Origin of the sequence: Saccharothrix carnea, from assembly GCF_003014735.1 — a bacterium.
Lineage (GTDB): Bacteria > Actinomycetota > Actinomycetes > Mycobacteriales > Pseudonocardiaceae > Actinosynnema > Actinosynnema carneum.
The window spans coordinates 558,394-583,652 of sequence record NZ_PYAX01000005.1; the positions used below are offsets into that span (position 1 = coordinate 558,394).

The following is a 25,259-nucleotide window of genomic DNA, read 5'->3' on the forward strand; positions in this document are numbered from 1 at the left end:
TTCCAGAAAGCGTGATGGGGTGGTGGAGCCATGACCTCAGGACCACGTGAGCTGCTCAAGGACGCCGGGCTGCGCATCACCGCGCCCCGGATCGCGGTGCTCGAATGGCTCGCCGAACACCCCCACGCCACGGCCGACGCGGTCGCCGAGGGCGTGCGGGCCAGGCTGGGGTCCGTGTCGACGCAAGCCGTCTACGACGTGCTGAACGCGTGCGCGCGGACCGGGTTGCTGCGCCGGATCGAACCCGCCGGTCACCCGGCCCGCTACGAGACGCGGACCGGCGACAACCACCACCACCTCGTGTGCCGGGACTGCGGACGCACCGTGGACGTCGACTGCGTCCACGGCGCCGCGCCCTGCCTCGAACCGTCCGACACGGCCGGCTTCACCGTGGACGAGGCGGAGGTCCTGTTCTGGGGTCTCTGCCCGGACTGTCGTGGGCACTGACTGCCGCACCCCACAGAAGGAGCGACCAGCGTGACCGAACCGCGTCACACCACCAACAACGCAGGCATCCCGGTCGCGAGCGACGACCACTCGCTGACCCTCGGCGCCAACGGCCCGATCCTGCTCCAGGACCACTACCTGATCGAGAAGAACGCCCAGTTCAACCGGGAGCGGGTGCCCGAGCGGGTCGTGCACGCCAAGGGTGGCGGTGCGTTCGGCTACTTCGAGACCACCGAGGACGTCAGCCGCTTCACCAAGGCGGCCCTGTTCCAGCCCGGCGTGAAGACCGAGACGCTGCTGCGCTTCTCCACCGTCGCCGGCGAGCTCGGGTCACCCGACACGTGGCGCGACCCGCGCGGTTTCGCGCTGAAGTTCTACACCAGCCAGGGCAACTACGACCTCGTCGGCAACAACACCCCGGTGTTCTTCCTGCGCGACCCGATCAAGTTCCCCGACTTCATCCGCTCGCAGAAGCGCCGCGCCGACACCGGCCGCCGCGACCACGACATGCAGTGGGACTTCTGGACGCTGCAGCCGCAGACCGCGCACCAGGTCACGTGGCTGATGGGCGACCGGGGCATCCCGAAGACGTGGCGGCACCAGAACGGCTACGGCTCGCACACCTACCTGTGGGAGAACGCCGCCGGCGAGCGCTCCTGGGTCAAGTACCACTTCAAGACCGACCAGGGCATCGAGTGCCTGACCTCCGAGCAGGCCGCCCGCATCGCCGGTGAGGACGCCGACGCGCACCGCGCCGACCTGTGGCACGCCATCGAACGCGGCGAGTACCCGTCGTGGACGCTGCACGTCCAAGTCATGCCGTACGAGGACGCCGCGACCTACCGCTTCAACCCGTTCGACCTGACCAAGGTGTGGCCGCACGCCGACTACCCGCTGATCAAGGTGGGCAAGCTCGTCCTCGACCGCAACCCGTCGGACTACTTCGCCGAGATCGAGCAGGCCGCGTTCGAGCCGACGAACCTCGTGCCCGGCATCGGCACGTCACCGGACAAGATGCTGATCGGCCGCATCTTCTCCTACCCCGACGCCCACCGGTACCGCATCGGCGCGAACTACAACGAGCTGCCGGTGAACCGGCCGAAGTCGCCGGTGAACTCGTACTCCAAGGACGGCGCGATGCGCTACACCAACGCCGTCGACCCCGTGTACGCCCCGAACTCCTACGGCGGCCCGCACGCGTCGACCCAGGCGGCGGGCGAGGTGGCGTCGGCGTACGGCGTCGAGGACGCGGTGACCCGCTCGGCCTACAAGCTCCATGCGGAGGACGACGACTTCGGCCAGCCCGGCACGCTGATCCGCGAGGTCATGGACGAGGCTCAGCGCGAGCGCCTGGTGCAGACCGTGATCGCGCACGCGTCCAACGGCGTGTCCGAGCCCGTGCTGGAGCGCGTGTTCGAGTACTGGCGCAACATCGACAAGGAGACCGGCGACAAGATCGCCGCCGCCTTCGGCAAGTGATCACGTACCTCGTGGCCGTGCACCCCTGAAAGTGCACACCCGACAGGGCCGTCCGAATCCGTTCGGGCGGCCCTGTCCCTGCTCGCCGCCCAATCCCTCGCTGCCTAGTCCTCGCCGCCCCCGTCCACACGGCCCCGTCCGTGCTCGCTGCCCGGTCCCGCTCGCCGCCCAGTCCGTGCTCGCCGCCCAGTCCGTGCTTGTCGCCTGGACCGCGCTCGTCGCTGCTCCCGCTCACCGTCCCTGCTCGCCGCCCAGGCCTGCTCGTCACCCAACCCCGCACCTGCACCCCGCGGGTCGGTCGACCGCGCCCCCCGGACTCCCCGCCGGTCTCCGATCGCCGGATTCCCGTCGAATCCCGATCCCCGCTGCCGCCGCCCGCCGTCCAGGTGGGGGTGGAGCGTGTGGTGGGCGGTCGGGGGTGGTTTCGGCGGCTCCGCTGGTTTTCAACCGAGGTGCGAGAACAGTGTTTCCGTACATTTTCCGGCGATGATCACCCCATCGTGTGGTCGTGAGGGACGTGTGGTCTCGGTGGCATAGGTCGTTGTCGACGCTAGTGCCGCGTGATCGCGGTCGCCGTCACGATGTGCCGGGGTGTGGATAACGTGCCGGGGTGTGGACAACCCAGTGCCGGAGGGCGCCCGGTGTTCACGCCGTCTCGGGGATGTCCTGCCTGGTGTTGGCCAACGCCAACCCGGTGCGCAGCGACCCGACCGCCTCCGCCACCGCCTCCCGGAACACGCCACCCACGCCGAGGATGTTCGCGTACCCGTGGAACAGCCCCTCGTACCGCCGCAACACCACCGGCACGCCCTGCCGCGCCAGCTTCTCCGCGAACGCCTCACCCTCGTCCCGCAACGGGTCGAACCCGGCCGTCGCCAGGTACGTCGGCGGCAGCCCGCTCAGGTCCTCCGCCAGCAGCACCGACAGCCGCGGATCGGTGTGCGCGTCGCGTGACGGCGCGTAGTGGTCCAGGAACCAGTCCATCTTCTCGTCGGTGAGGAAGAACCCCCTGCCGAACAGCTCGCGCGACCGCCGCCGCACCGACGCGTCCACCGCCGGGTAGAACAGCAGCAGGAACACCGGCTTCACCTCACCCGCGTGCAACGCCGTCACCGCCGCCAGGTTCCCGCCCGCGCTGTCACCGCCCAACGCGATGCGCCGCGGGTCGATCCGCAGCTCCTCGGCGTGCGCCACCGCGTACTCGAACGCGGCCTGCGCGTCGTCCGCCGCGGCCGGGAACGGGTGTTCCGGCGCGAGCCGGTAGTCCGCTGACAGCACCCGCACCCCGCCCTCGACGGCGAGGAACCGGCACAGGTTGTCGTGGCTGTCCAGGTCACCGCTGACCCACCCGCCACCGTGGTAGAAGACCAGCAGCGGCGACCCGGCGGCCAACCCGGTCGGCTCGTAGAACCGCGCCCCGACACCGTCCAGCGACAGCGAGCGCACCGCCACGCCGCCGATCACGGGACCGCACACCAGAGCGGTGCTGCGGCTCAGGGCCAGGCGGTTGGCCGCGGGCGTGGTCGTCTGCCAGTCCTCGCCGCTGAGCTGTTGCAGCCTCAGCAGGAGCTGGGCTTCCGGGTGGAGCCGCTGGCCGTCCAGGGTGACGGGGCGACCGGCGATCAGCCTGCGCAGCGGCGCGGGCAGGCCGAACACGAAGCGCAGGGCACCGGCCAGGACGCCGGGAGGGATCGACTCGGCGAGCTTCGACATGAGACGCACGTTACTCGTCGGTAGGGGTTCGGGCGAGCGACTGGACCTCCAGTTAGGTGCAGGTGGCAGGATCGGGACCATGACGGTCACCGTGGTGGGCATCGGCGGATCCCTCCGCCCCAACTCGCAGTCCGAGCGCGCGATGAGGATCGCCCTGGAAGGCGCCGTGGACGCGGGCGCGAAGGTGGTCGAGGTCTCCGGGCCCGACCTGGTGCTCCCGTTCTACGACCCGTCCGTCCCCGATCGCACCGAGAGCGCCCACCGGCTGGTCGAGGCGCTGCGCGTCGCGGACGGCGTGGTGCTCGTCTCGCCCGGCTACCACGGCACGGTGTCCGGCCTGGTCAAGAACGCCCTCGACTACATCGAGGACCTGCGCGGCGACGAGCGCCCCTACCTGGACGGCCGCGCGGTCGGCTGCGTGGCCACCGCCCAGGGCTGGCAGGCGTCGGTGACCACGCTGACCGCGTTGCGCTCGATCGTGCACGCGCTGCGCGGCTGGCCGACGCCGTTGGGCGCGGCGGTGAACTCGGGCGAGGTCGAGTTCGACCTCGAAGGCGGCTGCACGGTGCCGTCCGTGGCCGACCAACTCCGCACGATCGGGCGACAGGTGGCCGAGTTCGCCGTGTCGAGGTCGGGCTGAGCGGGTACGAGTGAGGGGGGCGTGAGCTGCCACACGACCGGGTGTGGTTCGGCTTCGGCCGGGTGTTGAGCCGAGTGACGGGGCTCGACCACCAGCTCAAAGGAGAGCGTTCACCATGCAGGTGCTCTACACCGCGCAAGCCATCGCAGTCGGGGACGGTCGCAACGGCGAGGTCCGCTCCTCCGACGGTGTGATCGACGAGCAGCTCTCCACGCCCAAGGAGCTGGGCGGTCCCGGCGGCGACAAGACCAACCCCGAGCAGCTGTTCGCGGCCGGGTACGCGGCGTGCTTCCACAGCGCGCTCAAGGTCGCCGCGCGGCAGGCCAAGGTGCACGTCGGCGAGACGTCGGTGACCGCGAAGGTCGACCTGGGTCCGAACAGCGCCGGCGGCTTCCAGCTCGCGGTGGAGCTGGCGACCCACATCCCGGGCGTCGAGCAGGCCGTGGCCGAGCAGCTGGTCGCCGCCGCGCACCGGATCTGCCCCTACTCCAACGCCACGCGAGGCAACATCGAGGTGGCCCTCACGACCACCGTCTAACCTTCCGAGGAGGCGTCAGACCCATGAGCAAGTCTCCGAAGTCCCCGATCACCAGCCCGCTGACCGAGTCGGACAAGGCGTCGGTCGGCGCGGTGCTCCAGGCCACCCTGGTCGACCTGGTCGACCTGTCCCTGGTGGCCAAGCAGGCGCACTGGAACGTGGTCGGCAAGAACTTCCGCAGCGTCCACCTCCAGCTCGACGAGCTGGTCACGACGGCCCGCACGTACACCGACGAGGTCGCTGAACGCGCCGCCGCGCTCGGCATCTCGCCGGACGGCAAGGCGAAGACCGTGGCCGAGGGGTCCGGCGTGCCCGAGTTCCCCGGCGGTTGGCTGAAGGAGGACGAGGTCGTCGCGGCCGTCGTCACCGCGCTGGGTGAGCTGATCGGGCGGCTGCGCAAGCGGATCGACGAGACCGACAAGTCCGACCTCGTCACCCAGGACCTGCTGATCGAGATCACGAAGAACTTCGAGCAGGCGCACTGGATGTGGCAGGCGCAGCAGGCCTGACCCGGGCCTGGAGCCCGGGCCCGACCCGCCGTGCCGGGGGCCACCGACCACCGGTGGCCCCCGAAAATGTCGGACCCCGCCGGTAAACTTGAAAACAGGGATCCCCTGAGCGGGGACCCCTGCTTGGCGTTTGAAGGGCTCCTGCCGGCAAGGCCGCGCTTGGCGGGTGAAGGGCTCCTGCCGACAGGACCGCGCAGGCGGTGAAGGGCCCTCGAGCGCGAGGGCCCCTGCCCGGCGAGCCGCTACAGCACGCGCTGCACGAAGGCGACCTCGGCGGCGGTCTGGCGGATCGTCTCGGCGACCACCAACGATCCGTGCCCGGCGTCGTACCGGTACACCTCGTACGTCGCCCCACGCGCCGCCAGCCGGTCGAGGTAGTTGTCGATCTGCCGGATCGGGCACCGCGGGTCGTTCTCGCCCGCCAGCACGAGCACGGGCGCGCGCACCGCGTCCACGTAGGTCAACGGCGAGCACTCGCGGTACCGGTCGGGGAGTTCCTCCGGCGAACCGCCGAACAGCGCCCGGTCGAACGCGCGCAGCGGCTCCATCTCGTCCTCGTACGCGGCCAGGTAGTCGGCCACCGGCACGCCCGCGACACCGGCCGCCCACCGCTCCGGCTGCGTGCCCAGCGCCAGCAGCGACAGGTACCCACCCCACGACGCGCCGTTGACCACGCACTTCGCCGGGTCGGCGAACCCGGACGACACGGCCCAGTCGTGCACCGCGGCCACGTCCTCCAGCTCGGTCAGCCCCGGCCTGCCCTCGATCGCGTCACGCCACTTCGACCCGTACCCGGTGGAACCGCGGTAGTTCACGTGCACCACGGCGAACCCGGCGTCCAGCCACACCGCGCGGTAGGCGGAGAACCGGTCCTCGTCGGCCGAGTGCGGTCCGCCGTGCAGGTGGAACACGGTCGGCAGCGGGCCGTCCGGCGCACCCTCCGGACGTGCCACCAGGGCGTGCACGTCGCCCACGAAGACGTCGGTCAGGTCGACGGACGGCGGCGCCTTGTGGCCCGGCGGCTCCAGCAGCACGCGCTCGTCGCCGTCCACGTCCAGCACCCGCACCACGCCCGGCTGGGCGGCTGACGACCACGAGTACTCCACCGCGCCGTCCGGCCGCACGTTCGCGCTGCCCACCGACCCGTGCGGGGTGTCCAACGCGTGCAGCGCGCCGGTCTCCAGGTCGTAGCGGTGCAGGGTGTTGCGCGCCTGGAACGTGTGCACGACCAGCAGCGACTTGGCGTCCGGGTACCAGTCGGCGCCGATCTCGCCGGGCAGGTCGATGACGATCTCGGTCTCGGTGTCCGCCGCGACGTCCCAGATCAGCAGCTCTTCCTTGCCGCGCCGCTCGTGCCCGACCAGCAGCCGGTTGTCACCGCGCACCGGGCTGAACGCGATCGCGTCCAGGCCCTTGCCCGGCCCGTCCCACTTCTCCGCCACCTTTTCACCCGAGGGGGTGACCACGCGCAGGGCGGCGTGCCGGTTGTCGCCGTGCTCGGAGTGCGACAGCACGACCAGCGTCTCGTCCTTGGACAAGCCCGACACGCCACCGTCGTTCTCGTGCGCGTAGACGACCTCGGCCGGCCCGCCGTCGCGCGACACGTACACCGTGGTGCCGTCGTCGGTGGACGTGCCGACCGCGACGACACCGTGCCCGATCTCCAGCCCCGCCGGGTACGCGGCCGGCACGCCGTCCACCGCGGGCTTGGCGTCGCCACCCGGCTGGAACGGCTCGCTGACCCACGTCCCGAACTCGTCACCATCCGTGTCGTTGAACCACCAGATCGTGTTGCCGTCCGGGCTGAGCGCGGCGTGGGACGTGCCGTTCGGGCGGTCGGTGACCCTGCGGTGGGAGTCGCTCGCCCGGTCCCAGGCGTAGACCTCCCACACGCCGCTGGAGTTCGACAGGTACAGGCTGCGGTCAGGTGCGTCGTCGGCCCACCCGGGCAGGCTCACGCGCGGGGCCGTGAAGCGGGCCCGCCAGCGGGCTTCGGCCTCGGCGTCGGCGAACAGCGGGTCGGGCACTTCGGCGGTCGGGTGCGTCGTCACACACCCGATCCTGCCGGCTTCCGCGCGGTGACCAGGTAGTAGTCGACGAGACCGCGTTCGACGGCGCGCAGCCAGTTGCGGTCCCAGCGGTCGGGACGCGGGCCCAGTTCGAGCCACCGGTCCAGCCCGCGCCACACGTGCTCGCCGATGCTGAGCGCCGTGACGTCGGCGAACCCCGCTGCGCGCAGGTCGCGCACCACGTCGTCGACCAGGTGGGCGCGGTCGAGGCCGGTGGCGAAGGTCCGCAGCACCTCGGCCAGCGCGTCGCCCGCGTCCCGCGTCCTGGTGAAGAACGTGGTCACGGCGAACCGCCCGCCCGGCACGAGCACCCGGGCGCTCTCGCGCGCGAACCCCGCGACGTCCTCGAAGTGCTGCGCCGCCTCCACGGACAGCAGGGCGTCGAACGAGGCGTCGGGGAACGGCAGGTCGTCGCACGCGCCCTGGACGAACGCCACCCGCGGGTCGTCGTTGACTTCGCGCGCCCGCGCCACCTGCTCCGGCACCAGGTCCACGCCGCGCACCAGGGCGGGGTCACGGCGCAGGACGCGTCGCGCGCCCAGGCCGCGTCCCGACCCGACTTCCAGCACCCGGTGACCCGGCCCGATCCCGAGCGCGTCCACGACCAGGTCGTACAGGGCCTCCTGCGACGCGACCCGCTGCTCGACGGTCAGGTCGCCGTCCAGCGGGATGCCCGCCCAGTAGCCGAAGTTGATGAAACCGCCCGCGAACACCGGCAACGCCGCCAGGTCGCCCGTCCCGTACACCCGCCGCACCTCGGTGAGATCTCCCATGCGTCGATGTTCCCGGCCGGCGTGCCGGTGTGAGCGGCGACGGGTTCGACTTGGCGCAGTGGGCATCGGCCGGTTGCCCGCGTCGCGGCTGGTGCACCCGCGTGGGCACGGCGCCGTTCGTGTTCACGTTGCGTGAGACGTTCCCGGCCCTCGACGTGACGGAGCGTGACCTCGTCGTGCGTGATCCGACCGGGTGCGGGGTGGCCTAGCGGTCGAGTTCCTCGGCCATGATCCGGTCCAGCTTGCGTGAAGCGCGGTGCAGGGCGCGGGTCGCGAGGGCGATCAGCGCCACCGCCGTGCCGACGACGACGGCCGCGACCGGCGAGGCGAAAACCGCGGCCAGACCGGCTAACCCGAGCGTGACCTGGATCCAGGCGACGACCGGGACCCAGCTGGCGGCGGTGGCGGTGGTGGTGGTCATCGGGCATCTCCCTACCGGCGGCGGAACGCGTTGACTCGTCGTCGCACGAGCCCTGCCGGTTGTTACGCACTGTCACCTTGATCGGCAACCTTCACTCGATCGGGCTAACTGAACGTGACGATCGTTCAGGGAAGGTGCTGGTCGGCGAATTAAGAAACAGCGAGGAGTAGTTCGTAACGTCCTCGTTCGTCCGAACGAATCACGTGTTACACGGTGCTGCCAGCGCAGGGGAGGTCTGACCGATGATCGAGAACACGGTTCGGCAGGGCGGTCGCGTCGGGTGCGTCGACGCCCTGGGTCGTCGGCGGACCCTCGAGGTGTCGCTCACCGAAGAGGGCAACGTCTGCATCCACACCCCACCCGGCGAGTCCGCGAAGCTCGACTGGAACGAGGTCGGCGAACTCCTCCGGCGCCTCGCGGAACTGCGACCGCACGTGAAGTGACGTCCGGTCGACGCGCGGTCGGGAGGACCCAGCGGACCTCCCGACCGCCCCGGCCCGGCGAAAAGCGCTCGCCGGCCGACGCGCGAGCCACTCCAATGGGCGGATGATCGACCACACGGAGCTCAACCGCCGCCACTGGGAGGACAACGCCGCCGCCGCGCACGGACCACTGGCCCGTGAGCACTGGGCGCGGCCCGAACCGTGCTGGGGGCTGTGGGCCACCCCCGAGTCCGAGGTCTCCGTCCTGCCACCGGACCTGGCCGGCATGGACGTGATCGAACTCGGCTGCGGCACGGCCTACGTCTCGGCGTGGCTCGCCCGGCTCGGCGCCCGCCCCGTCGCCATCGACATCTCCGCCCGCCAACTCGACACCGCCCGCGAGATGCAGGCCGAGTTCGACCTCCACTTCCCGCTGCTGCTCGGCGACGCCCAGCGGGTTCCCCGCGACGACGCCACGTTCGACCTCGCCATCAGCGAATACGGCGCGTCCCTCTGGTGCGACCCGCACCGCTGGATCCCGGAAGCCGCCCGCCTGCTCAAACCGGGCGGCCACCTCGTGTTCCTGCACCGGTCGCCGCTGTTCGCCCTGTGCGCCCGTGACGGCACGACCGCGTCCACGTCCCTCGTGCGCCCGCAGTTCGGCCTCAACCGCGTCGACCACGGCTCGTCCACCGAGTTCACCCTGCCGCACGGCGAGATGCTGCGGCTGCTGCGGTCGTCCGGCTTCACCGTGGACGACCTGATCGAGATCCAGGCACCCACCCCCGCGAACCGCGAGTACCACGAGGTGTCGTCCACGTGGGCGCAGCAGTGGCCGAGCGAGGAGATCTGGAAGGCCCGCCTGACGTCCCCGCGATAGCACCCCTCGGCCTGGTCGAGCGGCCGACGAGCACTCCCACCCGCACACTGGGAGCCCCGGAACCCGATGGGGCGATCAGCACCGGCCGGAGGTCACCATGGCGCCGTACTCCCGAACCATCCCCTGCCACGACACCCTCGGCCGTCCCCGAACGACCAACGTCGCCCTCGACCAGGACCGCCGCCGCGTCACCGTGATGACCCCACAACCCGCCGCGTCCTACGACTGGCACGAACTGGACAAGCTGATCGCCACCCTCAACGATGCCCGCACCGCCATCACCGGCCGCCGCTGACCGCGGCTGCTTCCGAAACGGAAGAGGCCCTTCCCTCCGTGAGGAGGAAAGGGCCTCTGACCTGGTCGGGGTGACAGGATTTGAACCTGCGACCTCTTCGTCCCGAACTAGGTACGGCACCTGCGCCGACCTGCCCGTGTACCTAAATATGCTGGTAGAGCCGTTGGAAGTCATCGGTCTGCGTGAGTAACCAAGGCGTTGGATCGTGACTGCTTCTCCCAGATTTCTCCCATGGCCCTGAGTGCGTACGAGCCACCAACGCGGGCGGGTCAACGACCGAGCGCTCCCGCTCACCACACCGAGGGCCAGCCAGATCCAGGCGGAGTCTGCTGACGACTGATGCTCACTCCGCTCCGCTTACGGCAGCCGCTCACGCTTTCGAGGTCTGCGAACCACAGACCAGCACCGATCGCGACACCCATTCGCGCAGCCTAACGAGGTACAGAGGTCCCCCACGAACGTGCCCGACCACCGGCGAACGCCACCACGAATGCAACCACAGCGCACCGCGCCCGAGCTGAAGGCAGAAGTCATGGCGTCGGTAGTGGATGTCTAGCCGCAGTTGTGCGGTGTGCATCGGTGTACGGGCCGTGATGGTGTGCCCAGGTGGCCCGTCGGTCCGGCGGACCGGGATGGGGTGTGCGTGACGGCGGTTGGGGACACCGGAGATGACCGTGCCGTGCCGGAGGTGCGGCAGGACGCGAACGCGTCGGAGCACGGGATAGCGGTGCAGGCGGGTCGGGACGCAGCGGTCACAATCCACCAGGCGGCCGCGGAGCCGGTGCGTGTGGTGTGGCCGGTGCGGGTGGGTGCGGTGCCGTTGACGGCGGACTGCTACCAGGACCGGGCCGCGGGGCGGCGCATGGTGGAGGCCTTGACGTCGGAGGGTGCCGCAGCGCGTGTGCCGGCGGCGACGGCGGTCTTGCACGGGTTGGGCGGGGTGGGCAAGACGCAGATCGCCGCCCGGCACGCCCGGCGGGTGTGGCTCGACCCGTCTGTGGACGTGGCAGTGTGGATCACCGCCACCTCGCGGGACGCGGTGGTGACCGGCTACGCCGACACCGCGAGACGTCTTCTATTGGTGGGAAACGACGCCGAACCCGAACGTGCGGCCGGGGCACTGCTGGAATGGTTGGCGGCGACCGATCGTCGCTGGCTCATCGTGTTGGATGATTTCACCAGACCGGCGGATCTGCGGGACCTGTGGCCTTCGCACGACCGCACCGGCCAACTGCTGGTCACCACACGTCACCAGGACGCGGCTGTGGCCAGGCGCGACTGGGAGATGATCGAGGTCGGCGTGTTCGATCCCGCCGAGTCCTCGGCCTACCTACGAGAACGTCTGCCCGACGTGGTGGCCGACGAGGAGATCGAACAACTGTCGAGGCTGGCCGAGGACCTCGGACACCTGCCGGTGGCACTGGCCCAGGCCGCGGCGTTCATCGCGGATAAGCCCTTGTTGAGCCCGACCGCCTATCGGGCACGTCTGGCGGACCGTCGCCGCCTGTTGGCCGAGGTGATGCCGGATGAGCAAAGCCTGCCAGTTGGCCATCGTGCGACCGTGGCCGCGACGTGGTCGCTGTCGATCGACCTGGCCGACGAACTGCGCCCGGCCGGCCTGGCACGCCCGCTGCTGGAGATCGCCGCCCTGCTCGACCCCGCTGGCATCCCCACCGACGTGCTCACCGGCCAGGCGGTATGCGGGTACCTGGCGGACCGGGTCGGCCGTCCGGTCGACGACGAAGCGGCCGGTGACGCCCTGGGCTGTCTCAAACAGTTGAGCCTGATCACCCTGGACCTCACCCAACCGGCACGCGCCGTCCGGATCCATGCCCTGGTCCAGTGGGCCACCCGCGACGCGGTGCCCGCCGACCGCATGCCCGAGTTGGCGTGGACGGCCGGTGACGCACTGATGCAAGTCTGGCCCGAGACCGAACGTGATCAGACGACGGCTGCGGGTCTGCGATCCAACGCCACCACGCTGTGGAGCAACTCGGAGGGATACCTGCTCGACCCCAACCCGGAAACCGGCGCCCATGCGGTGTTGTTCGGCATCGGTCGCAGTCTGGGACGGACGGGACTGACCGCCCAGGCGGTTGATCACTTCCACCGACTCCACACCATCCTGCACCGACACCTGGGGCCCGACCATCCCGACACTCGGGCCACCCGCGGCAACCTCGCCCGCTGGCGGGGTGAGGCCGGTGATCCGGCCGGGGCGGCCCAGGCACTCGTCGAGCTGCTCACCGACCGACTGCGTGTTCTGGGCCCCGACCACCCCGTCACTCTGACCACCCGCGGCAACCTCGCCCGCTGGCGGGGTGAGGCCGGTGATCCGGCCGGGGCGGCCCAGGCACTCGTCGAGCTGCTCACCGACCACCTGCGTGTTCTGGGACCCGACCACCCCGCCACTCTGACCACCCGCCACAACCTCGCCTACTGGCGGGGTGAGGCCGGTGATCCGGCCGGGGCGGCCCAGGCACTCGTCGAGCTGCTCACCGACCGACTGCGTGTTTTGGGACCCGACCACCCCGACACCCTGACCACTCGCAGTAACCTCGCCCGCTGGCGGGGTCGAGCCGGTGATCCGGCCGGGGCGGCCCAGGCACTCGTCGAGCTGCTCACCGACCACCTGCGTGTTCTGGGCCCCGACCACCCCGACACCCTGACCACCCGCAACAACCTCGCCTACTGGCAGAGTGAGGCCGGTGATCCGGCCGGGGCGGCCCAGGCGTTCGCCGAGTTGCTCACCGACCGACTGCGTGTTTTGGGACCCGACCACCCCGACACCCTGACCACTCGCAGTAACCTCGCCCGCTGGCGGGGTCGAGCCGGTGATCCGGCCGGGGCGGCCCAGGCGTTCGCCGAGTTGCTCACCGACCGACTGCGTGTTCTGGGCCCCGACCACCCCGCCACTCTGACCACCCGCCACAACCTCGCCCGCTGGCGTAAGAACGCTGCTGACTGATCCTTCGGTGCGGCGTTCGGCAACGTCGACCAGGGCACTGGCAGGCCGTTCCGCGCTCTGTCGGCCCTGTACTACTACTGCTCTTCTCCTTCTCAGGATCAGAAAACAAACCCGCAAACCCGCAAGTGGCCGACACGAGGGCCTCTGACCTGCGCTGATGTGCTGCGGGTTTGGGTGCGGGTTTGACGGAGAAGCGCGAACGGGAGTTGGGATACGCCGAGTCGAGCATCAAGACCTGGCGCGGCACGCTCCACCTGATCCTTGCCGATGCGGTAGAGGAAGGACGTATCGACGCAAACCCGGCCGCACGTCGCCGAGGGCGCGGCAAGCGGTCTGGCCGGTCGAAGAACCGTGGTCCCGAGAAGGCGGTGACCACCGCACTGGGGGTCCTGCTCGTCGCCGAACGCGCGGCCCTGTTGTCCGGCCGCGATGACGAGTTCGTTGCGATCGTGACCAAGGGGTTCACCGGCATGCGCTGGGGAGAGCTGGTCGGCCTGGAGTGCGACTACGTCCGAGAGGCCAGCATCCGCGTGGAGTGGCAGCTCTACGAACTGGACACCGGAGAGCTTCACCGCTGCCCACCGAAGGATGACTCGCACCGCACGATCGACATTCCGCAGTGGCACGCCGAGCTGCTGACGGCGCACCTGGCGCACAAGGCCCCACCGCCGTGTTCCTGTCACGGAAGAAGCTACGTGTTCAGCGGGCACCGGGCCGCCAACGGCGCCGCACGCGCGGTCGGTGCGAAGCTGGTGGACGTCGCTCGCCTCGCGGGCGTTTCAACCGGCACGGTATCCGCGGTTCTCAACCGCCCGGAAGCGGTGAGGCCAGCTACACGGCGGGACGTCGAAGCGGCAATCGCCGAGCTGGGGTACGTGCGCGGTGGAGCAGTTGGCGCGCTGGCGTCCCACTGGCGTCGGAACGGGTTTGCGACCTGGCTGTTCAAACCGGCGGTCAGCGGCTGGTATCCGCGTAAAGCGCCGTCACCGGCACGACCGGTCCCGATCGTCGGCAATCCGTGGCCAGGGATACCGGTCCGAGGTCGCAACGCCGCAGGACGTGCTGACGCGTGTTGGCTGCCGATTGCCGAAGGCCTGACACCCCATGGCCTGCGGCACACGCACAGGACGCTCCTGGTGGAGCTGGGTGTGCCCGCGAAGCTGATCGACGAACGCATCGGGCACGAGGACGGCTCTGTGCAGGGTCGGTACACCCACGTAACGCCACTCATGCGGGAACGGCTCGTGGAGGACCTGACGGGGCTGTGGGAGGCAGCGTTGACTGCCAGGCGGGAGATGTACCCGACATCGCCCGTTCGAGCCCTGGACTGGCTGCTCCGATCGACCTAGGCGGGAAGTGAGCTGGGAGCGGCCGAGCATGATCTTCTCCCAGATTTCTCCCGAGACGGCCCCGCAACACGAGTCAGGCCCGGTTCACCTTTGCGGTGAACCGGGCCTGACCTGCACTTATCTCTGTCGGGGTGACAGGATTTGAACCTGCGACCTCTTCGTCCCGAACGAAGCGCGCTACCAAACTGCGCCACACCCCGGCTTGCCTGGGATCGAACGAGGAGAACTCTACCTGACGTTCCCACCCACTCCGAACCGGGTATCCCTTTTCGCGTCGGACACGTCCTGACCTGCGTCGACGGGGCGTGGCACGAGGGTGAGCAGGCTCGCCTCCGGTGGGCAGGCGAAGCGGACCGGCGCGTAGGGCGACGTGCCCAGGCCGGCGGAGACGTTCAGCCACATGTGCGCGCCCCAGCGCGAGACGCCACGAGCACGCGAGCGGTCCAGTTCGCAGTTCGTCACGATCGCGCCGTAGCCCGGGATGCGCAGCTGGCCGCCGTGCGTGTGCCCGGCCAGCACCAGGTCGTAACCCTCGGCGGCGAACGGGTCCAGCACGCGCGGCTCCGGGGAGTGCGTCACGCCCAGGCGCAGCGGCACGTCCGGCACCGGTCCGCTGATCTCGTCGAACCGGTCCCGCTTGAGGTGCGGGTCGTCCAGGCCCGCGGCGAAGACCTCCAGGCCGTTCACCTCGAACCGGCGGCGCGCGTGCGTCAGGTCGAGCCAGCCGTGCTCGATCATCGCCGCGCGCAGGTCCCGCCACGGCAACGGGATGCCGTGGATGCGCTTCGTCTTCGCCGACGGCATCAGGTAGCGGGCCGGGTTCTTCGGGCGCGGCGCGTAGTAGTCGTTGCTGCCGAACACGAACACGCCGGGACGGTTCAGCAGCGGACCCAGCGCCCGCACCACCGCGGGCACGGCCTGCTTGTGCGCCAGGTTGTCACCGGTGTTCACCACCAGGTCCGGCTCCAGCTCGTCCAACGCGGCCACCCACCGCTGCTTGGACTTCTGGCCCGGCATCATGTGCAGGTCCGACAGGTGCAGCACCCGCAGCGGCGACGAGCCGGGCGCGAGCACCGGCACCGTCGCCTCGCGCAACGTCCACCGCCTCCGCTCGATACCCGCCGCGTAGGCGAGCGTGGCGGTGCCCAGGGCGGTCGTGGCAAGCAGCGTTCGGCCGAGCGTGTTCACGTGGTCGAGGGTAGGGGGTTAACCGATTCGGGGTGAGACGGGCTTCCCGGTACCGTTCCGGCCCATGGCGGAGTTGAAGGCGCGGTTGCAGGCGGACCTGACGGCGGCGATCAAGAACCGGGAGACGGTCCGGGCGGGCGCGCTGCGGATGACGCTGGCCGCGCTGACCACCGAAGAGGTCTCCGGCAAGAGCGCGCGTGAGCTCACCGACGACGAGGTGCTGAAGGTCATCACCCGTGAGGTGAAGAAGCGCAAGGAGGCGGCGGAGGCCTTCGCCGGCGCCGGGCGGACCGAGCAGGCCGAGTTGGAGCAGGCCGAGTCCAAGGTCCTGGAGGCCTACCTGCCCGCCCAGTTGGACGACGCGGAACTGGCGACCCTGGTCGACGCCGCGATCACCCAGGTTTCCGAGCAGCTGGGGGAGAAGCCGGGCCAACGGCAGATGGGCCAGGTCATGAAGATCGTCAACGCCCAGGTCGCGGGCCGCGCGGACGGCGGCCGAGTCGCCACCGCGGTCAAGGCCAAGCTGGCCTGAGGCGCGGTCGACGCGGGAGCCGGACCACCGGCCCCGCGCCCTGCCAGTGCGGATCCTGGCCATTTCCGGGATCATGGCGATCAACTCGAGGTCGGGACGGTCAAGCCCTACACGATCGGGTGATCATCGCCCGAAAATGTACGGAAACACTGTTCCCGTACCTCGGTTGAAAACCAGCGGAGCCGCCGAAACCACCCCCGACCGCCCACGACCCCGCAGCCCCCGCCGCCCCCCGCTGACACCGCCCCACCGCCCACTGCCGACCCCAGCGCGACGCTGACGACACCGGGCCGACGAGCCAACGAGCACCGGCGGCCCGAGACGCCTCGCACTCGCGCTGCCCGCACCGCCGCGCCGGAGTGGTGTAGCAGGGCTGGCCGGGGATGCGGCGGCGCTGGACCGCCTGGGACGGCGGGGTGGGTGTAGTCGGACCGGCCAGGGGGTGCGGCGGCGTTGGACTGCCCGGGGCGGCGGGGTTGGTGCGGTTGAAGTCCCCGCGGGGTGCGCTGGGTGGATTGGTCGCCGGGGCCCTGGAGTCGCTGCGCTGGGGTCGGTGCGCGGGGCCGTGGGGTGCGGTGGGCGGGCTGGTGCGCCGGCGCCGTGGGGTTGGTGCGGTGGATGGCAGGAGGGTGCGAAGGGCGCGCTGGGCCGGGGGCGGTGGCCGAGCGGTGAGGGCCCGGGACTGGACGCGGCGGCGGGGGTGGTGTGGTGCCGCCCGAGCGCCCGAGCGCCCGAGCGCCCGAGCGCCCGAGCGCCCGAGCGCCCGAGCGCCCGAGCGCCCGAGCGCCCGAGCGCCCGAGCGCCCGAGCGCCCGAGCGCCCGAGCGCCCGAGCGCCCGAGCAGCCGGTGGGCGCGGGGTCGGTTAGCGGCGGGGTGGGTCGGTGGGGAGGGTGATTTGTGGGGGGCCTGTGGGGCGGCCCGGGTTGGTGGGGCGGCCCGGTTCGCCTTGGCCCGGGTTCGGGGATTCGGTGGTCGGGGGTGGGTCGGACGGTTGCGGTGGGGGGACGTAGCCCGTGGAGACCAGGAGGGTGACGATGGTGCCCTTGAGGGCGCTGCCGCGGGGGGTTTGGCTGACGACTTGGCCCTTCGGCTGCTCCGAGTTGCGGTTCTGGGCGGAGACCTTGTAGCCCGCTTGTTCGAGGATCCTGGTGGCGTCGTTGACGTTCCGGCCGACGACGTCGGGAATCCGGATCTCGCTGCCGCCCTTGAGGTAGCGCTCCTCGACCGGTGGCATGCCGCGCACCGGCAGTCCATCGTGGATCTTCGTCATCGTCTCGAACCACGTGCGCGCGGGCACGGTGCCGCCGTAGATGTCACCCTTGCCGCACAAGCGGGGTGGGCCGGCGTTCACGCAGATCCCGCGCGGTTCGACGCCGTCGTTGAAGGTTTGCACGGCGCCGGCGAAGTCGGGGGTCGCGCCGATGAACGCGGCCGACTTGTAGTCCTCCGTCGTCCCCGTCTTGCCGAGCATCGGCCGCGTCCACTTGAACTGCTGCGCCGCCCGCGCCGCGGTACCGGCACCCTGGTCGTCCTTGGACATGCCGACCGCCAGGCCGTTCGCCAGCGGCTCGGCCACGACCTGCTCGCACGGCGCCTCGTTCACCGGCACGGGGTTGCCGTTGCGGTCGAGGATCTGGCCGATCGGGGACGGCGGGCACCACACGCCGCCGCTCATGATCGTCGCCGCCACGTTCGCCAGTTCGAGGGTGCTCACCGGCGCGGGGCTGAGGGTGAACGACGCGTTGCCGCCGTTGGACTTGTAGAACTCGGTCTGCGAGATCCGCAGCTCCTTGTTCTTCGCCTTCGGGTCCGGCCGCACGCCCGCGATGTTCGTCGCCATCGTCTCGCGCATCCCCAACCGGGACGCCATGTCCACCACCGGGTCCATGCCCAGCTGCTCTTCCAGGATCACGAACCCCGTGTTCGGCGAGGTCTGCAACGCCGTCTGCAACGACATCTGCGACGGGTAGCTCGACGACGCGTTCCCCAGGCAGTACCACCGCGTGTTCGGCTCACCGGTCGGCGGGCACTTGTCCCCACCGCCCTTGAACACCCTTGACACGTACGAGTTCGGCGTGGCCATCGTGTTCTCGATGCCCATGCCCTTTTCCAACGCCGCCGCGGCCGTGAACACCTTGTAGACCGACCCCGCCCCGAACTTGTTCTCCACCCCGGACGGCAGGTCGAACTGGGTCTGGAACTGGTCGGCCTTCAGCCCGTAGTCGCGGTTCGCCACCAGCGCCACGACCTCGTGCCGCTCCTTGCCCGGCCGCACGACCGCCATCGTGTTCGCGATCCCGTCGGTCGACTTCGCGACCTGCGCCTCCGCCGCGCGCTTCGCGTGATCGGTGATGGTGCGGTCCAAAGTGGTCCGGATCGTGTAGCCGCCGGTCTTCAGCTGCTCCAGGCTGAAACCGTTGCGCGCCAAGTAGTTCAGCGCGTACGAGCAGAAGAACCCGTGCTCCGGCCCCGCCCCGATGCACCCGTTCGCGGGCGTCCGCACCGGCGACGCGAGCCCGAGCGGTTCGGCCTTCGCGGCCTCGGCGGCGTCCCGCGACAGCTTGTCGTTCTCGACCATCTTGTCGATCACCTGGTTGCGCCGCTCCAACGCCTTCTCCGGGAACACCTCCGGGTTCAGCGCGGACGGGCTGTTGACCATGCCCGCGAGCATCGCCGCCTGCGGCACGGTCAACTTGTCCGCCGTGGTGTTGAAGTACGCCTGGGCCGCCGCCGCGATGCCGTAGATCGTCGACCCGAACGGCACCACGTTCAGGTAGCGGGCCAGGATTTCCTCCTTGCCCAGCTGGCTTTCCAGTTGCAGCGAGATCCGCCATTCACGCGCCTTGCGCGCGACCGTCTGCTCCTGCGCCTTCTGCTGCTCGACCTGGTTGTTGCGCGCCACGACGTGCACGAGGTAGTTCTTCACGTATTGCTGCGTGAGCGTGGAAGCACCCTGCGTGACCGATCCGCTGAACTGGTTCGTCAGTCCGGCCCGGATGGTGCCCCGCCAGTCGACGCCCTGGTGCTCGTAGAACCGGCGATCTTCGATCGAGACGAGCGCGGCCTTCATCGTCGGCGAGATCATCTCCGGCGGGACGAGCACGCGGTACTGGTCGTACAGGTACGCGATCGGCGCGCCGTCCTTGTCGGTGATCGTGGAGATCAACGGCGGGTCGGTGGTGACCAGGTCGGCCGAGATGCTGTCGACCGTGTCGCTGGCTCTGTTCGACACCATGCCCAGCGAGCCCACGACAGGGAACAACATGCCTGCCAGCAGCACTCCGGCCAGCAGACACAGTCCGAGCAGTTTCAGCACGCCGTTCCTGGCTCGCATGCAGGTCAGCGTACGCGGCACCTGAAGAGGTGATCGAGATCGCGCACAGTTGATTACCCAGGATGAGTACTCGTACTCAAGACAGGTAACAGGTGGGCAACCCAGGGTTGGAGGTGGAACCAGAAGGCTCTACAGTCCGTCACTGTCCAAGACAGCAGCCGAGGGCACGACCACTCGATGGTGAGCCTACGGCATCCGCGGCAGGGGTGTGGCGGATTTAGAAGGTCTGGGCACTGTGTGAACCGAGGTGGGGGATATGCAGCAGGGGGATTGGCGGATCAAGGCCTCGTGCCGTGATGAGGAGCCGGACCAGCTCTTCGTCCGCGGTGCGGAGCAGCGCAAGGCCAAGGTGGTGTGCCTGGGTTGCCCGGTGCGCACCGAATGCCTGGCCGAGGCCCTGGACAACCGGATCGAGTTCGGTGTGTGGGGCGGCATGACCGAGCGTGAACGGCGGGCGTTGCTGCGGCGACGCCCGGATGTCACGTCATGGCACGAGCTCCTCGACACCGCACGTCAGGAGCACCACGAGGAGTCCAAGGTCGGTTGACCGGCCGGGCTCCACTACTCGCCCGCCAACCGCCGTCCGATCTCGTGCAGGCCGTCCAGGTCGTGCACGTCGGTGGGTAGCGCGGGTACTCCGATCAGCGGAACACCAGGGTGCGCACGGGTGAATCGCGCGAGCAGTCGCTTCTCTCGATCGGCGACCGCCACGCGATCCGCGTGCACCCGCAACACCGCGGCAGCCAGCGGAGCGTCCCCAGTGCGCTCGAGCCGGTCCGCCGCCGCCAACGCACCTGGTGCCGGCAAGGGGGCCAGCACCGGGTGCGTCCGGTTCGCCACCAGACCGGTCAACGGCATCCGTTCCGCGCTCAACCGCTCCACGAAGTAGCTGGCCTCGCGCAACGCGTCCGGTTCGGCCGCCGCGACCACCAGGAACCCGGTTCCGGGTGATCGCAGCAGCTCATAGGTGGCCTGGGCGCGTTGCCGGAAGCCACCGAACATGCTGTCGAACGCCTGCACGAACGTCGAAGCGTCCTGCAGGAGTTGGCCGCCGACGATCGTGGACACGGCTTTGGTGAACAGGCCGAAGCCCGCGCCCACGATCTTGCGGATGCCGCGCCCGCCCGCACGGGCGGGCGCCGACAGCATCCGGATCAGCTTGCCGTCCAGCACGGTCGACAGCCGCTGCGGCGCGTCCAGGAAGTCCAGCGCCGACCGGCTCGGCGGGGTGTCCACGACGATCAGGTCCCACTCGTCGCGTTCGACCAGTTGGCCCAGCTTCTCCATCGCCATGTACTCCTGCGTGCCGGAGAACGACGTGGAAATCGTCTGGTAGAACGGGTTCGCCAGGATCTGCTCGGCCCGCTCCCGACCGGCGTGCTGCCACACCATGTCGTCGAACGTGCGACGCATGTCCAGCATCATCGCGTGCAGCTCACCCTGGTCGAGCCCCAGCGCGTCGACCCGGCGGGGCTGGTTGTCCAGCTCCCCGAGGCCCAGCGACTGGGCCAGCCTGCGCGCCGGGTCGATCGTCAGCACGACCGCCCGCCTGCCCCGTTCGGCGGCACGCACGGCCAGCGCCGCCGCCGTGGTCGTCTTGCCGACGCCACCCGACCCGCAGCACACCAGCACCCGGGTCTCCGGGTTGTCCAGCAACGCGTCCACGTCCAGCCGGTTCACCGCACACCTCGCCCGACCAGCACCTCGGCCAGCTCGTACAGCGCGGCCACGTCCACGCCGTCCGTCAGCTCCGGCAGTTCCAGCGTCGGCAGGTCCGCCTCGGCCAGCTTCTCCTTCGCCCGCTCCTCCATCCGGACCCGCAACGCGTGCTCCACGGTCTGCTCGACCAGCCCGTCCAGCACGTCGGCGTCCACCTCGACGCCCGCCGCCTCCAGCCCGGTCCGCACCCGGCCGACGTCGACCCGCCCCTCGGACGCCGCCGCGACCGACCGCGCGGGCAGCCGCGGCGCGCTGACCCGGTTCACGAACACCGCGCCCGGCCGCAGGTCTGCGGCGTCCAGCTCGGCCACCGCGTCCAACGTCTCGCGCACCGGCATCTCCTCCAGCAACGCCACCAGGTGCACCGCCGTGTCACCGGAGTGCAGCAGCTTGACCACGCCGTCGCTCTGGCCCTTGATCGGCCCGACCTTGGCGAGGTCGGCCATGGCCCTGGTGACGTCCAGGAACCGGACCACCCGACCGGTCGGCGGCGCGTCGAGCACGACGGCGTCGTACTCGTGCCGCCCGGTCTTGCCCGCGCGGCGCACGCACTCCTTGACCTTGCCGGTGAGCAGCACGTCCCGCAGACCCGGCGCGAGGGTGGTGGCGAACTCGATCGCTCCCATCTTCTTCAACGTCCGGCCGGCGAAGCCGAGGTTGTAGAACATGTCGAGGTACTCGAGCAGCGCCGCCTCGGGGTCCACGGCGAGCGCACGCACTTCGCCCCCACCGGGCGCGGACGCGATCCGCTCCTCGGAGTACGGCAGCGGCGGGCGGTCGAACAGCTGCGCGATGCCCTGCCGGTTCTCCACCTCCACCAGCAGCACGCGCCGTCCGCCGGTGGCCAGCGCCAGCGCGAGGGCCGCGGCGACCGTGGTCTTGCCGGTCCCGCCCTTGCCCGTCACCACGTGCAGCCGCGCACGGGTGAGTTCGTCGGTCCAGCCGTTCACCAGATCAGCCTATGCGCGACGCCCTGAGAACCGCTGGCCACGCCGCCTGCCAAGGTCAGTCCCACATGGTGACGAACACCACCGCGATGGCCGTCGCCGCGACGACGCCCCACGCCAGGACCGAAGGCAGCACGTACGCGATCAGCACCGCCACGACCGCGACGATCACGGCCCCGACCAGCAACGCCCGCATCACGTCGGACCGCCTGGCACCCTTGCGATCGCGTGCCTGGGCCATCCCGACGAGGATCATCACCAGCCCGCCCAGCAGGAACGCGCTGGTGGCGACGATCCGCCACGTTTCCACGTGATCAACGCTAGCGCCGAGTGATCGCCCCGTCACGTCACGCTTTGGCCCTCGGGCACCACCTCCCCCTCCACCCACACCAGCCGCGCCCGCGCCGACTTGTCGATCGCGAAGTACCACAGCGCCCGCTCCGCGCTCGTGGTGGAGATCCGGAGCCCCGACCCGCCCTCGGGGCCCGTCACCTCCGCCGAGCCGCTCCCGAACTCCAGGCCCCACGCCGCGACCCACCCGCCCTCGGCGTTCTCCTGGACGATCGCGAACAGCCTCGGCGCCTCCGCGATCAACTCTGCATTGTTCATGGGTGAATGGTAGCGTTCGAGTAGTTCAAACCGCTGAAATCGAACGAGTGAAGTTCGTGGGATGGGTCGTCACACAGAGTGGTTAAGGTGATCGAATGGCAATCGGCTCGACGCGCGGCAAGCGCCGCCTCGGACGTCACATCCGCCCGATCCTGGAGAGGTCCGGCCTCAAGGTCGACGAGGTGGTCAAGCAGTCGCGGGTGTCCCGCCCGACGATCACCCGCATGCTGTCCGGCGAGGCCCTGGCGCGCTGGCCCGCGCTGTCGATGGTCCTCGACGTCATCGGCGCGACACCCGAGGAGAAGACCCGGGCGCTGCAGCTCTGGGAAGTCGCCGACGTCGACCCGTCCGCGATCCAGCACGCCCGTGACCTGCCCGCGAACTACAAGCGGCTGCGGATGGACGAGCTGGAGGCGGTGCGGGAGCGCACCCTCGACTCGGCCCTGGTCCCCGGCCTGCTCCAGACCGCCGGGTACGCCGAGGCGCTCGCACGGGCCGCCCGTCGCCGGATCGTCGGCGAGAGCTGGGACTCCCGCGCGGCGGCCGAGCGCGCTGACCGGCAAGCGGCGCTGACCAGGGAAGACCCGGTCGAGTACCACGCCCTGATCGACGAGACCGCACTCCGTCGTCTGGTCGGCGGCCCCGAGGTGATGCGCGAGCAACTGGCCCACCTCGTCGCGATGGCGAAGCGGCCGAACGTGACCATCCAGGTCCTGCCGTACTCGGTCGGCGCCTACGGGGCGCAGGTCGGAGCGATGTTCCTGCTGGACTTCATCGAGTCGGACGAACCGCGGGCCGCCTATGTGGAGGCCCTGACGGGCATGGTTCCCGTAGAAGATGAAGAGGCCGAGGTGCTGTCGGCGGTCTGGGACGACGCCGCGCGCCTGGCGCTCACGGAGGACGACTCCGTGGGTCTCATCGGGTCGGTGCGGGACGCGCTAGGAGACAGATGATCAACCAGGCGTGGCGGAAGAGCAGCAGGAGCGGTTCGGACGCGCAGTGCGTCGAGTTGGCGGTGGGCGAGCGTGTCGCCGGTGTGCGGGACACGAAGAACCGGGACGGCGGCACGTTGGTGTTCGGGGCGCGGGCGTTCGCCGCGTTCCTGGCTGATGTGAAGAGGTCTCAAGTCTGAGCACGGTGTGACACGAATGGGGGTACTCGGACGGGTGCCCCTGTTCGGCACCCCGCTAGGCTGCGCGCCATGCAGAAGTGGGAGTACGCGACCGTCCCGCTGTTGATCCACGCCACCAAGGCGATCCTGGACCAGTGGGGTGACGACGGCTGGGAACTGGTCACGGTGCTGCCGAACCCGAGCGGCGAGCAGCACGTCGCCTACCTGAAGCGGCCCAAGGCATGAGCTGGACGGCACGTCTAGCCGAGCTGGGAGTCGAACTGCCCGAGGTCGCGGCACCGGTCGCGGCCTACGTGCCCGCCGTGCGCACCGGGCAGCTGGTCTACACGTCCGGGCAGCTGCCGTTCGTCAAGGGCTCGCTCGCGGCCACCGGCAAGGTCGGCGGCGACATCAGCCCCGAAGAGGCCAAGGCCCACGCCCGCACGTGCGCGCTGAACGCGTTGGCCGCCGTGGACGCGCTGGTCGGCCTCGACCAGGTGACCCGCGTGGTCAAGCTGGTCGGGTTCGTCGCCTCCGCCGAGGGCTTCACCGGCCAGCCCGCCGTGATCAACGGCGCCTCCGACCTGCTCGGCGAGGTGTTCGGCGAGGCCGGGCGGCACGCGCGGGCCGCGGTCGGCGTGGCCGAGCTGCCGCTGGGCGCGCCGGTCGAGGTGGAACTGATCGTCGAGATCGGGGAGTGAGATGTCGGACACGTGCCACGAGCTGCTGCTGAGGCTGGCCGGTCGGCTGCCGGACGAGCTCCTCTGGAGATTCCGCGACTGGGCCGCCACGGACGCCGTCGCGGTGCTCGCCCGCGCCCTGCCGCGCACGTTGCTGCACGACCGGATCGGTCTGACGGACTACGAGCAGCGGCTGCTGGCGGACGCGCTCGTGCCCCACGGAGCCGACCGGTCCATCATCAGTTCTGTCAAAGGGCTGGACGAACTGCCCGAATCCGGCTACACCTTCTCCCCGGAATCACCCGATCGGGTGTCGATGGGTGATTCCGCGACCGTGGTGCTCGGAGCGACCTTGCGAGGACGCCTCGGGGTCGGCGAAGTCCGGTCCTCGTGGCGGCTGGGCGGGGGCGAACCCAGGAGGCTGATCCTGGTCACCGCCACGACCGGCGAAGCCCGGTTGACCGGTGAGCTCCAGCGGGTGCTGCGGGCGCTCGGCGAGCACGACCCGTGTGTGGAGGTCCTGCCCGCCGGACTGGACCTGCCGCCCTACCACAGGGCGGCGTTGGCGGCATCGGAGCTGGTGTGCGCCGGCGCTGACGCCGACGGGCACTTGGTGCCCGTATAGAGCTCGGCGCT

General features: G+C 70.3%; 27 protein-coding genes and 1 tRNA gene. 17 read left to right on the forward strand and 11 right to left on the reverse strand.

All coding sequences use genetic code 11. The features are described from left to right. Positions 1–30: 30 nt before the first annotated feature. Both B0I31_RS17515 and B0I31_RS17520 read left to right on the forward strand, forming a co-directional pair. Positions 31–447, forward strand: coding sequence for a Fur family transcriptional regulator (locus B0I31_RS17515; RefSeq protein WP_106616429.1), 417 nt, complete (start codon positions 31–33; stop codon positions 445–447). A gap of 30 nt (positions 448–477) precedes the next feature. After that, a complete protein-coding gene (locus tag B0I31_RS17520; RefSeq protein WP_106616430.1) occupies positions 478–1,926 on the forward strand; it encodes a catalase in 1,449 nt (482 codons plus the stop codon). Between the two features lie 645 nt (positions 1,927–2,571). On the opposite strand, the gene B0I31_RS17525 is transcribed toward B0I31_RS17520, so the two are convergent. Next, on the reverse strand, positions 2,572–3,639 hold the full coding sequence (locus B0I31_RS17525) for an alpha/beta hydrolase (RefSeq protein ID WP_106616431.1): 1,068 nt from the start codon (positions 3,637–3,639) through the stop codon (positions 2,572–2,574). 79 nt (positions 3,640–3,718) lie between these two features. Between B0I31_RS17525 and B0I31_RS17530 the strand changes: the two genes are divergently transcribed. The 3 genes from B0I31_RS17530 to B0I31_RS17540 all read left to right on the forward strand — a co-directional run bounded on the left by B0I31_RS17530 (position 3,719) and on the right by B0I31_RS17540 (position 5,326). Then, the gene (locus tag B0I31_RS17530; protein ID WP_106616432.1) at positions 3,719–4,279 is read left to right on the forward strand and encodes an NADPH-dependent FMN reductase; all 561 of its coding nucleotides are present in this window, start codon (positions 3,719–3,721) and stop codon (positions 4,277–4,279) included. Between the two features lie 115 nt (positions 4,280–4,394). After that, positions 4,395–4,817, forward strand: coding sequence for an organic hydroperoxide resistance protein (locus B0I31_RS17535; RefSeq protein WP_106616433.1), 423 nt, complete (start codon positions 4,395–4,397; stop codon positions 4,815–4,817). Between the two features lie 23 nt (positions 4,818–4,840). Beyond that, positions 4,841–5,326, forward strand: a complete 486-nt coding sequence (locus tag B0I31_RS17540) for a Dps family protein (protein ID WP_106616434.1) — start codon at positions 4,841–4,843, stop codon at positions 5,324–5,326. A 242-nt stretch (positions 5,327–5,568) separates the two neighbouring features. Here B0I31_RS17540 and B0I31_RS17545 read toward each other — a convergent pair whose 3' ends face one another. The 3 genes from B0I31_RS17545 to B0I31_RS17560 all read right to left on the reverse strand — a co-directional run bounded on the left by B0I31_RS17545 (position 5,569) and on the right by B0I31_RS17560 (position 8,589). Then, a complete protein-coding gene (locus B0I31_RS17545) occupies positions 5,569–7,377 on the reverse strand; it encodes a S9 family peptidase (protein WP_106616435.1) in 1,809 nt (602 codons plus the stop codon). Further along, positions 7,374–8,168, reverse strand: coding sequence for a class I SAM-dependent methyltransferase (locus B0I31_RS17550; RefSeq protein WP_106616436.1), 795 nt, complete (start codon positions 8,166–8,168; stop codon positions 7,374–7,376). Before B0I31_RS17550 ends, B0I31_RS17545 begins: the two co-directional genes overlap by 4 nt. Before the next feature lie 205 nt (positions 8,169–8,373). Next, entirely contained in the window at positions 8,374–8,589 is a 216-nt protein-coding gene (locus B0I31_RS17560) for a hypothetical protein (RefSeq protein WP_106616438.1), read from the reverse strand. A gap of 242 nt (positions 8,590–8,831) precedes the next feature. On the opposite strand from B0I31_RS17560, the gene B0I31_RS17565 reads away from it, so the two are divergent. The 5 genes from B0I31_RS17565 (at position 8,832) to B0I31_RS43100 (ending at position 14,503) form a co-directional block, all read left to right on the forward strand. Next, the gene (locus tag B0I31_RS17565; RefSeq protein WP_073897285.1) at positions 8,832–9,032 is read left to right on the forward strand and encodes a hypothetical protein; all 201 of its coding nucleotides are present in this window, start codon (positions 8,832–8,834) and stop codon (positions 9,030–9,032) included. 103 nt (positions 9,033–9,135) lie between these two features. Continuing rightward, entirely contained in the window at positions 9,136–9,891 is a 756-nt protein-coding gene (locus B0I31_RS17570; protein ID WP_106616439.1) for a class I SAM-dependent methyltransferase, read from the forward strand. Between the two features lie 97 nt (positions 9,892–9,988). Continuing rightward, complete coding sequence (locus tag B0I31_RS17575; protein ID WP_106616440.1) at positions 9,989–10,186, forward strand: hypothetical protein; 198 nt, start codon at positions 9,989–9,991, stop codon at positions 10,184–10,186. An 862-nt stretch (positions 10,187–11,048) separates the two neighbouring features. Next, complete coding sequence (locus B0I31_RS17585) at positions 11,049–13,154, forward strand: tetratricopeptide repeat protein (protein ID WP_245950047.1); 2,106 nt, start codon at positions 11,049–11,051, stop codon at positions 13,152–13,154. 182 nt (positions 13,155–13,336) lie between these two features. After that, positions 13,337–14,503, forward strand: a complete 1,167-nt coding sequence (locus B0I31_RS43100; protein ID WP_219910738.1) for a LacI family DNA-binding transcriptional regulator — start codon at positions 13,337–13,339, stop codon at positions 14,501–14,503. 126 nt (positions 14,504–14,629) lie between these two features. Here B0I31_RS43100 and B0I31_RS17595 read toward each other — a convergent pair. Continuing rightward, positions 14,630–14,703 (reverse strand) — tRNA-Pro (locus B0I31_RS17595). Positions 14,704–14,731: 28 nt separating this feature from the next. Then, positions 14,732–15,691: a metallophosphoesterase gene (locus tag B0I31_RS17600; RefSeq protein WP_106616443.1), complete on the reverse strand. Its 960-nt coding sequence runs from the start codon at positions 15,689–15,691 to the stop codon at positions 14,732–14,734. A gap of 64 nt (positions 15,692–15,755) precedes the next feature. Between B0I31_RS17600 and B0I31_RS17605 the strand changes: the two genes are divergently transcribed. Then, positions 15,756–16,223: a GatB/YqeY domain-containing protein gene (locus tag B0I31_RS17605; RefSeq protein ID WP_106616444.1), complete on the forward strand. Its 468-nt coding sequence runs from the start codon at positions 15,756–15,758 to the stop codon at positions 16,221–16,223. 862 nt (positions 16,224–17,085) lie between these two features. On the opposite strand, the gene B0I31_RS17610 is transcribed toward B0I31_RS17605, so the two are convergent. Further along, a complete protein-coding gene (locus tag B0I31_RS17610) occupies positions 17,086–19,557 on the reverse strand; it encodes a penicillin-binding protein (protein WP_106616445.1) in 2,472 nt (823 codons plus the stop codon). Positions 19,558–19,813: 256 nt separating this feature from the next. Here B0I31_RS17610 and B0I31_RS17615 point away from each other — a divergent pair, with 256 nt between their 5' ends. Beyond that, positions 19,814–20,104 carry a WhiB family transcriptional regulator gene (locus B0I31_RS17615; protein ID WP_106616446.1) on the forward strand — a complete coding sequence of 97 codons (291 nt, stop codon included), beginning with the start codon at positions 19,814–19,816 and terminating at the stop codon, positions 20,102–20,104. Positions 20,105–20,118: 14 nt separating this feature from the next. Here the strand turns inward: B0I31_RS17615 and bagB are convergent, their stop codons facing one another. The 4 genes from bagB to B0I31_RS17635 are packed head-to-tail and all read right to left on the reverse strand — an operon-like array spanning position 20,119 to position 22,832. Next, a complete protein-coding gene (gene bagB, locus B0I31_RS17620; RefSeq protein ID WP_106616447.1) occupies positions 20,119–21,237 on the reverse strand; it encodes an ATPase BagB in 1,119 nt (372 codons plus the stop codon). After that, complete coding sequence (gene bagA / locus B0I31_RS17625; protein ID WP_181320213.1) at positions 21,234–22,226, reverse strand: ATPase BagA; 993 nt, start codon at positions 22,224–22,226, stop codon at positions 21,234–21,236. The genes bagB and bagA overlap by 4 nt, the downstream gene beginning before the upstream one ends. Before the next feature lie 55 nt (positions 22,227–22,281). Next, positions 22,282–22,533 (reverse strand): hypothetical protein, encoded by a 252-nt coding sequence (locus tag B0I31_RS17630; protein ID WP_073886837.1) that lies wholly within the window; start codon positions 22,531–22,533, stop codon positions 22,282–22,284. Between the two features lie 32 nt (positions 22,534–22,565). Beyond that, positions 22,566–22,832: a hypothetical protein gene (locus tag B0I31_RS17635; RefSeq protein ID WP_106616449.1), complete on the reverse strand. Its 267-nt coding sequence runs from the start codon at positions 22,830–22,832 to the stop codon at positions 22,566–22,568. A 95-nt stretch (positions 22,833–22,927) separates the two neighbouring features. Between B0I31_RS17635 and B0I31_RS17640 the strand changes: the two genes are divergently transcribed. The 5 genes from B0I31_RS17640 to B0I31_RS17660 all read left to right on the forward strand — a co-directional run bounded on the left by B0I31_RS17640 (position 22,928) and on the right by B0I31_RS17660 (position 25,248). After that, the gene (locus tag B0I31_RS17640) at positions 22,928–23,785 is read left to right on the forward strand and encodes a helix-turn-helix domain-containing protein (protein WP_106616450.1); all 858 of its coding nucleotides are present in this window, start codon (positions 22,928–22,930) and stop codon (positions 23,783–23,785) included. Further along, positions 23,782–23,964, forward strand: coding sequence for a DUF397 domain-containing protein (locus B0I31_RS17645; RefSeq protein WP_181320214.1), 183 nt, complete (start codon positions 23,782–23,784; stop codon positions 23,962–23,964). The genes B0I31_RS17640 and B0I31_RS17645 overlap by 4 nt, the downstream gene beginning before the upstream one ends. Before the next feature lie 69 nt (positions 23,965–24,033). Then, on the forward strand, positions 24,034–24,189 hold the full coding sequence (gene sp36 / locus B0I31_RS17650) for a Sp36 family protein (protein ID WP_106616451.1): 156 nt from the start codon (positions 24,034–24,036) through the stop codon (positions 24,187–24,189). Further along, positions 24,186–24,644, forward strand: a complete 459-nt coding sequence (locus B0I31_RS17655; RefSeq protein WP_106616452.1) for a RidA family protein — start codon at positions 24,186–24,188, stop codon at positions 24,642–24,644. The genes sp36 and B0I31_RS17655 overlap by 4 nt, the downstream gene beginning before the upstream one ends. Position 24,645: 1 nt before the next feature. Next, entirely contained in the window at positions 24,646–25,248 is a 603-nt protein-coding gene (locus B0I31_RS17660) for a hypothetical protein (protein ID WP_106616453.1), read from the forward strand. The last annotated feature ends 11 nt before the right edge of the window (positions 25,249–25,259 follow it).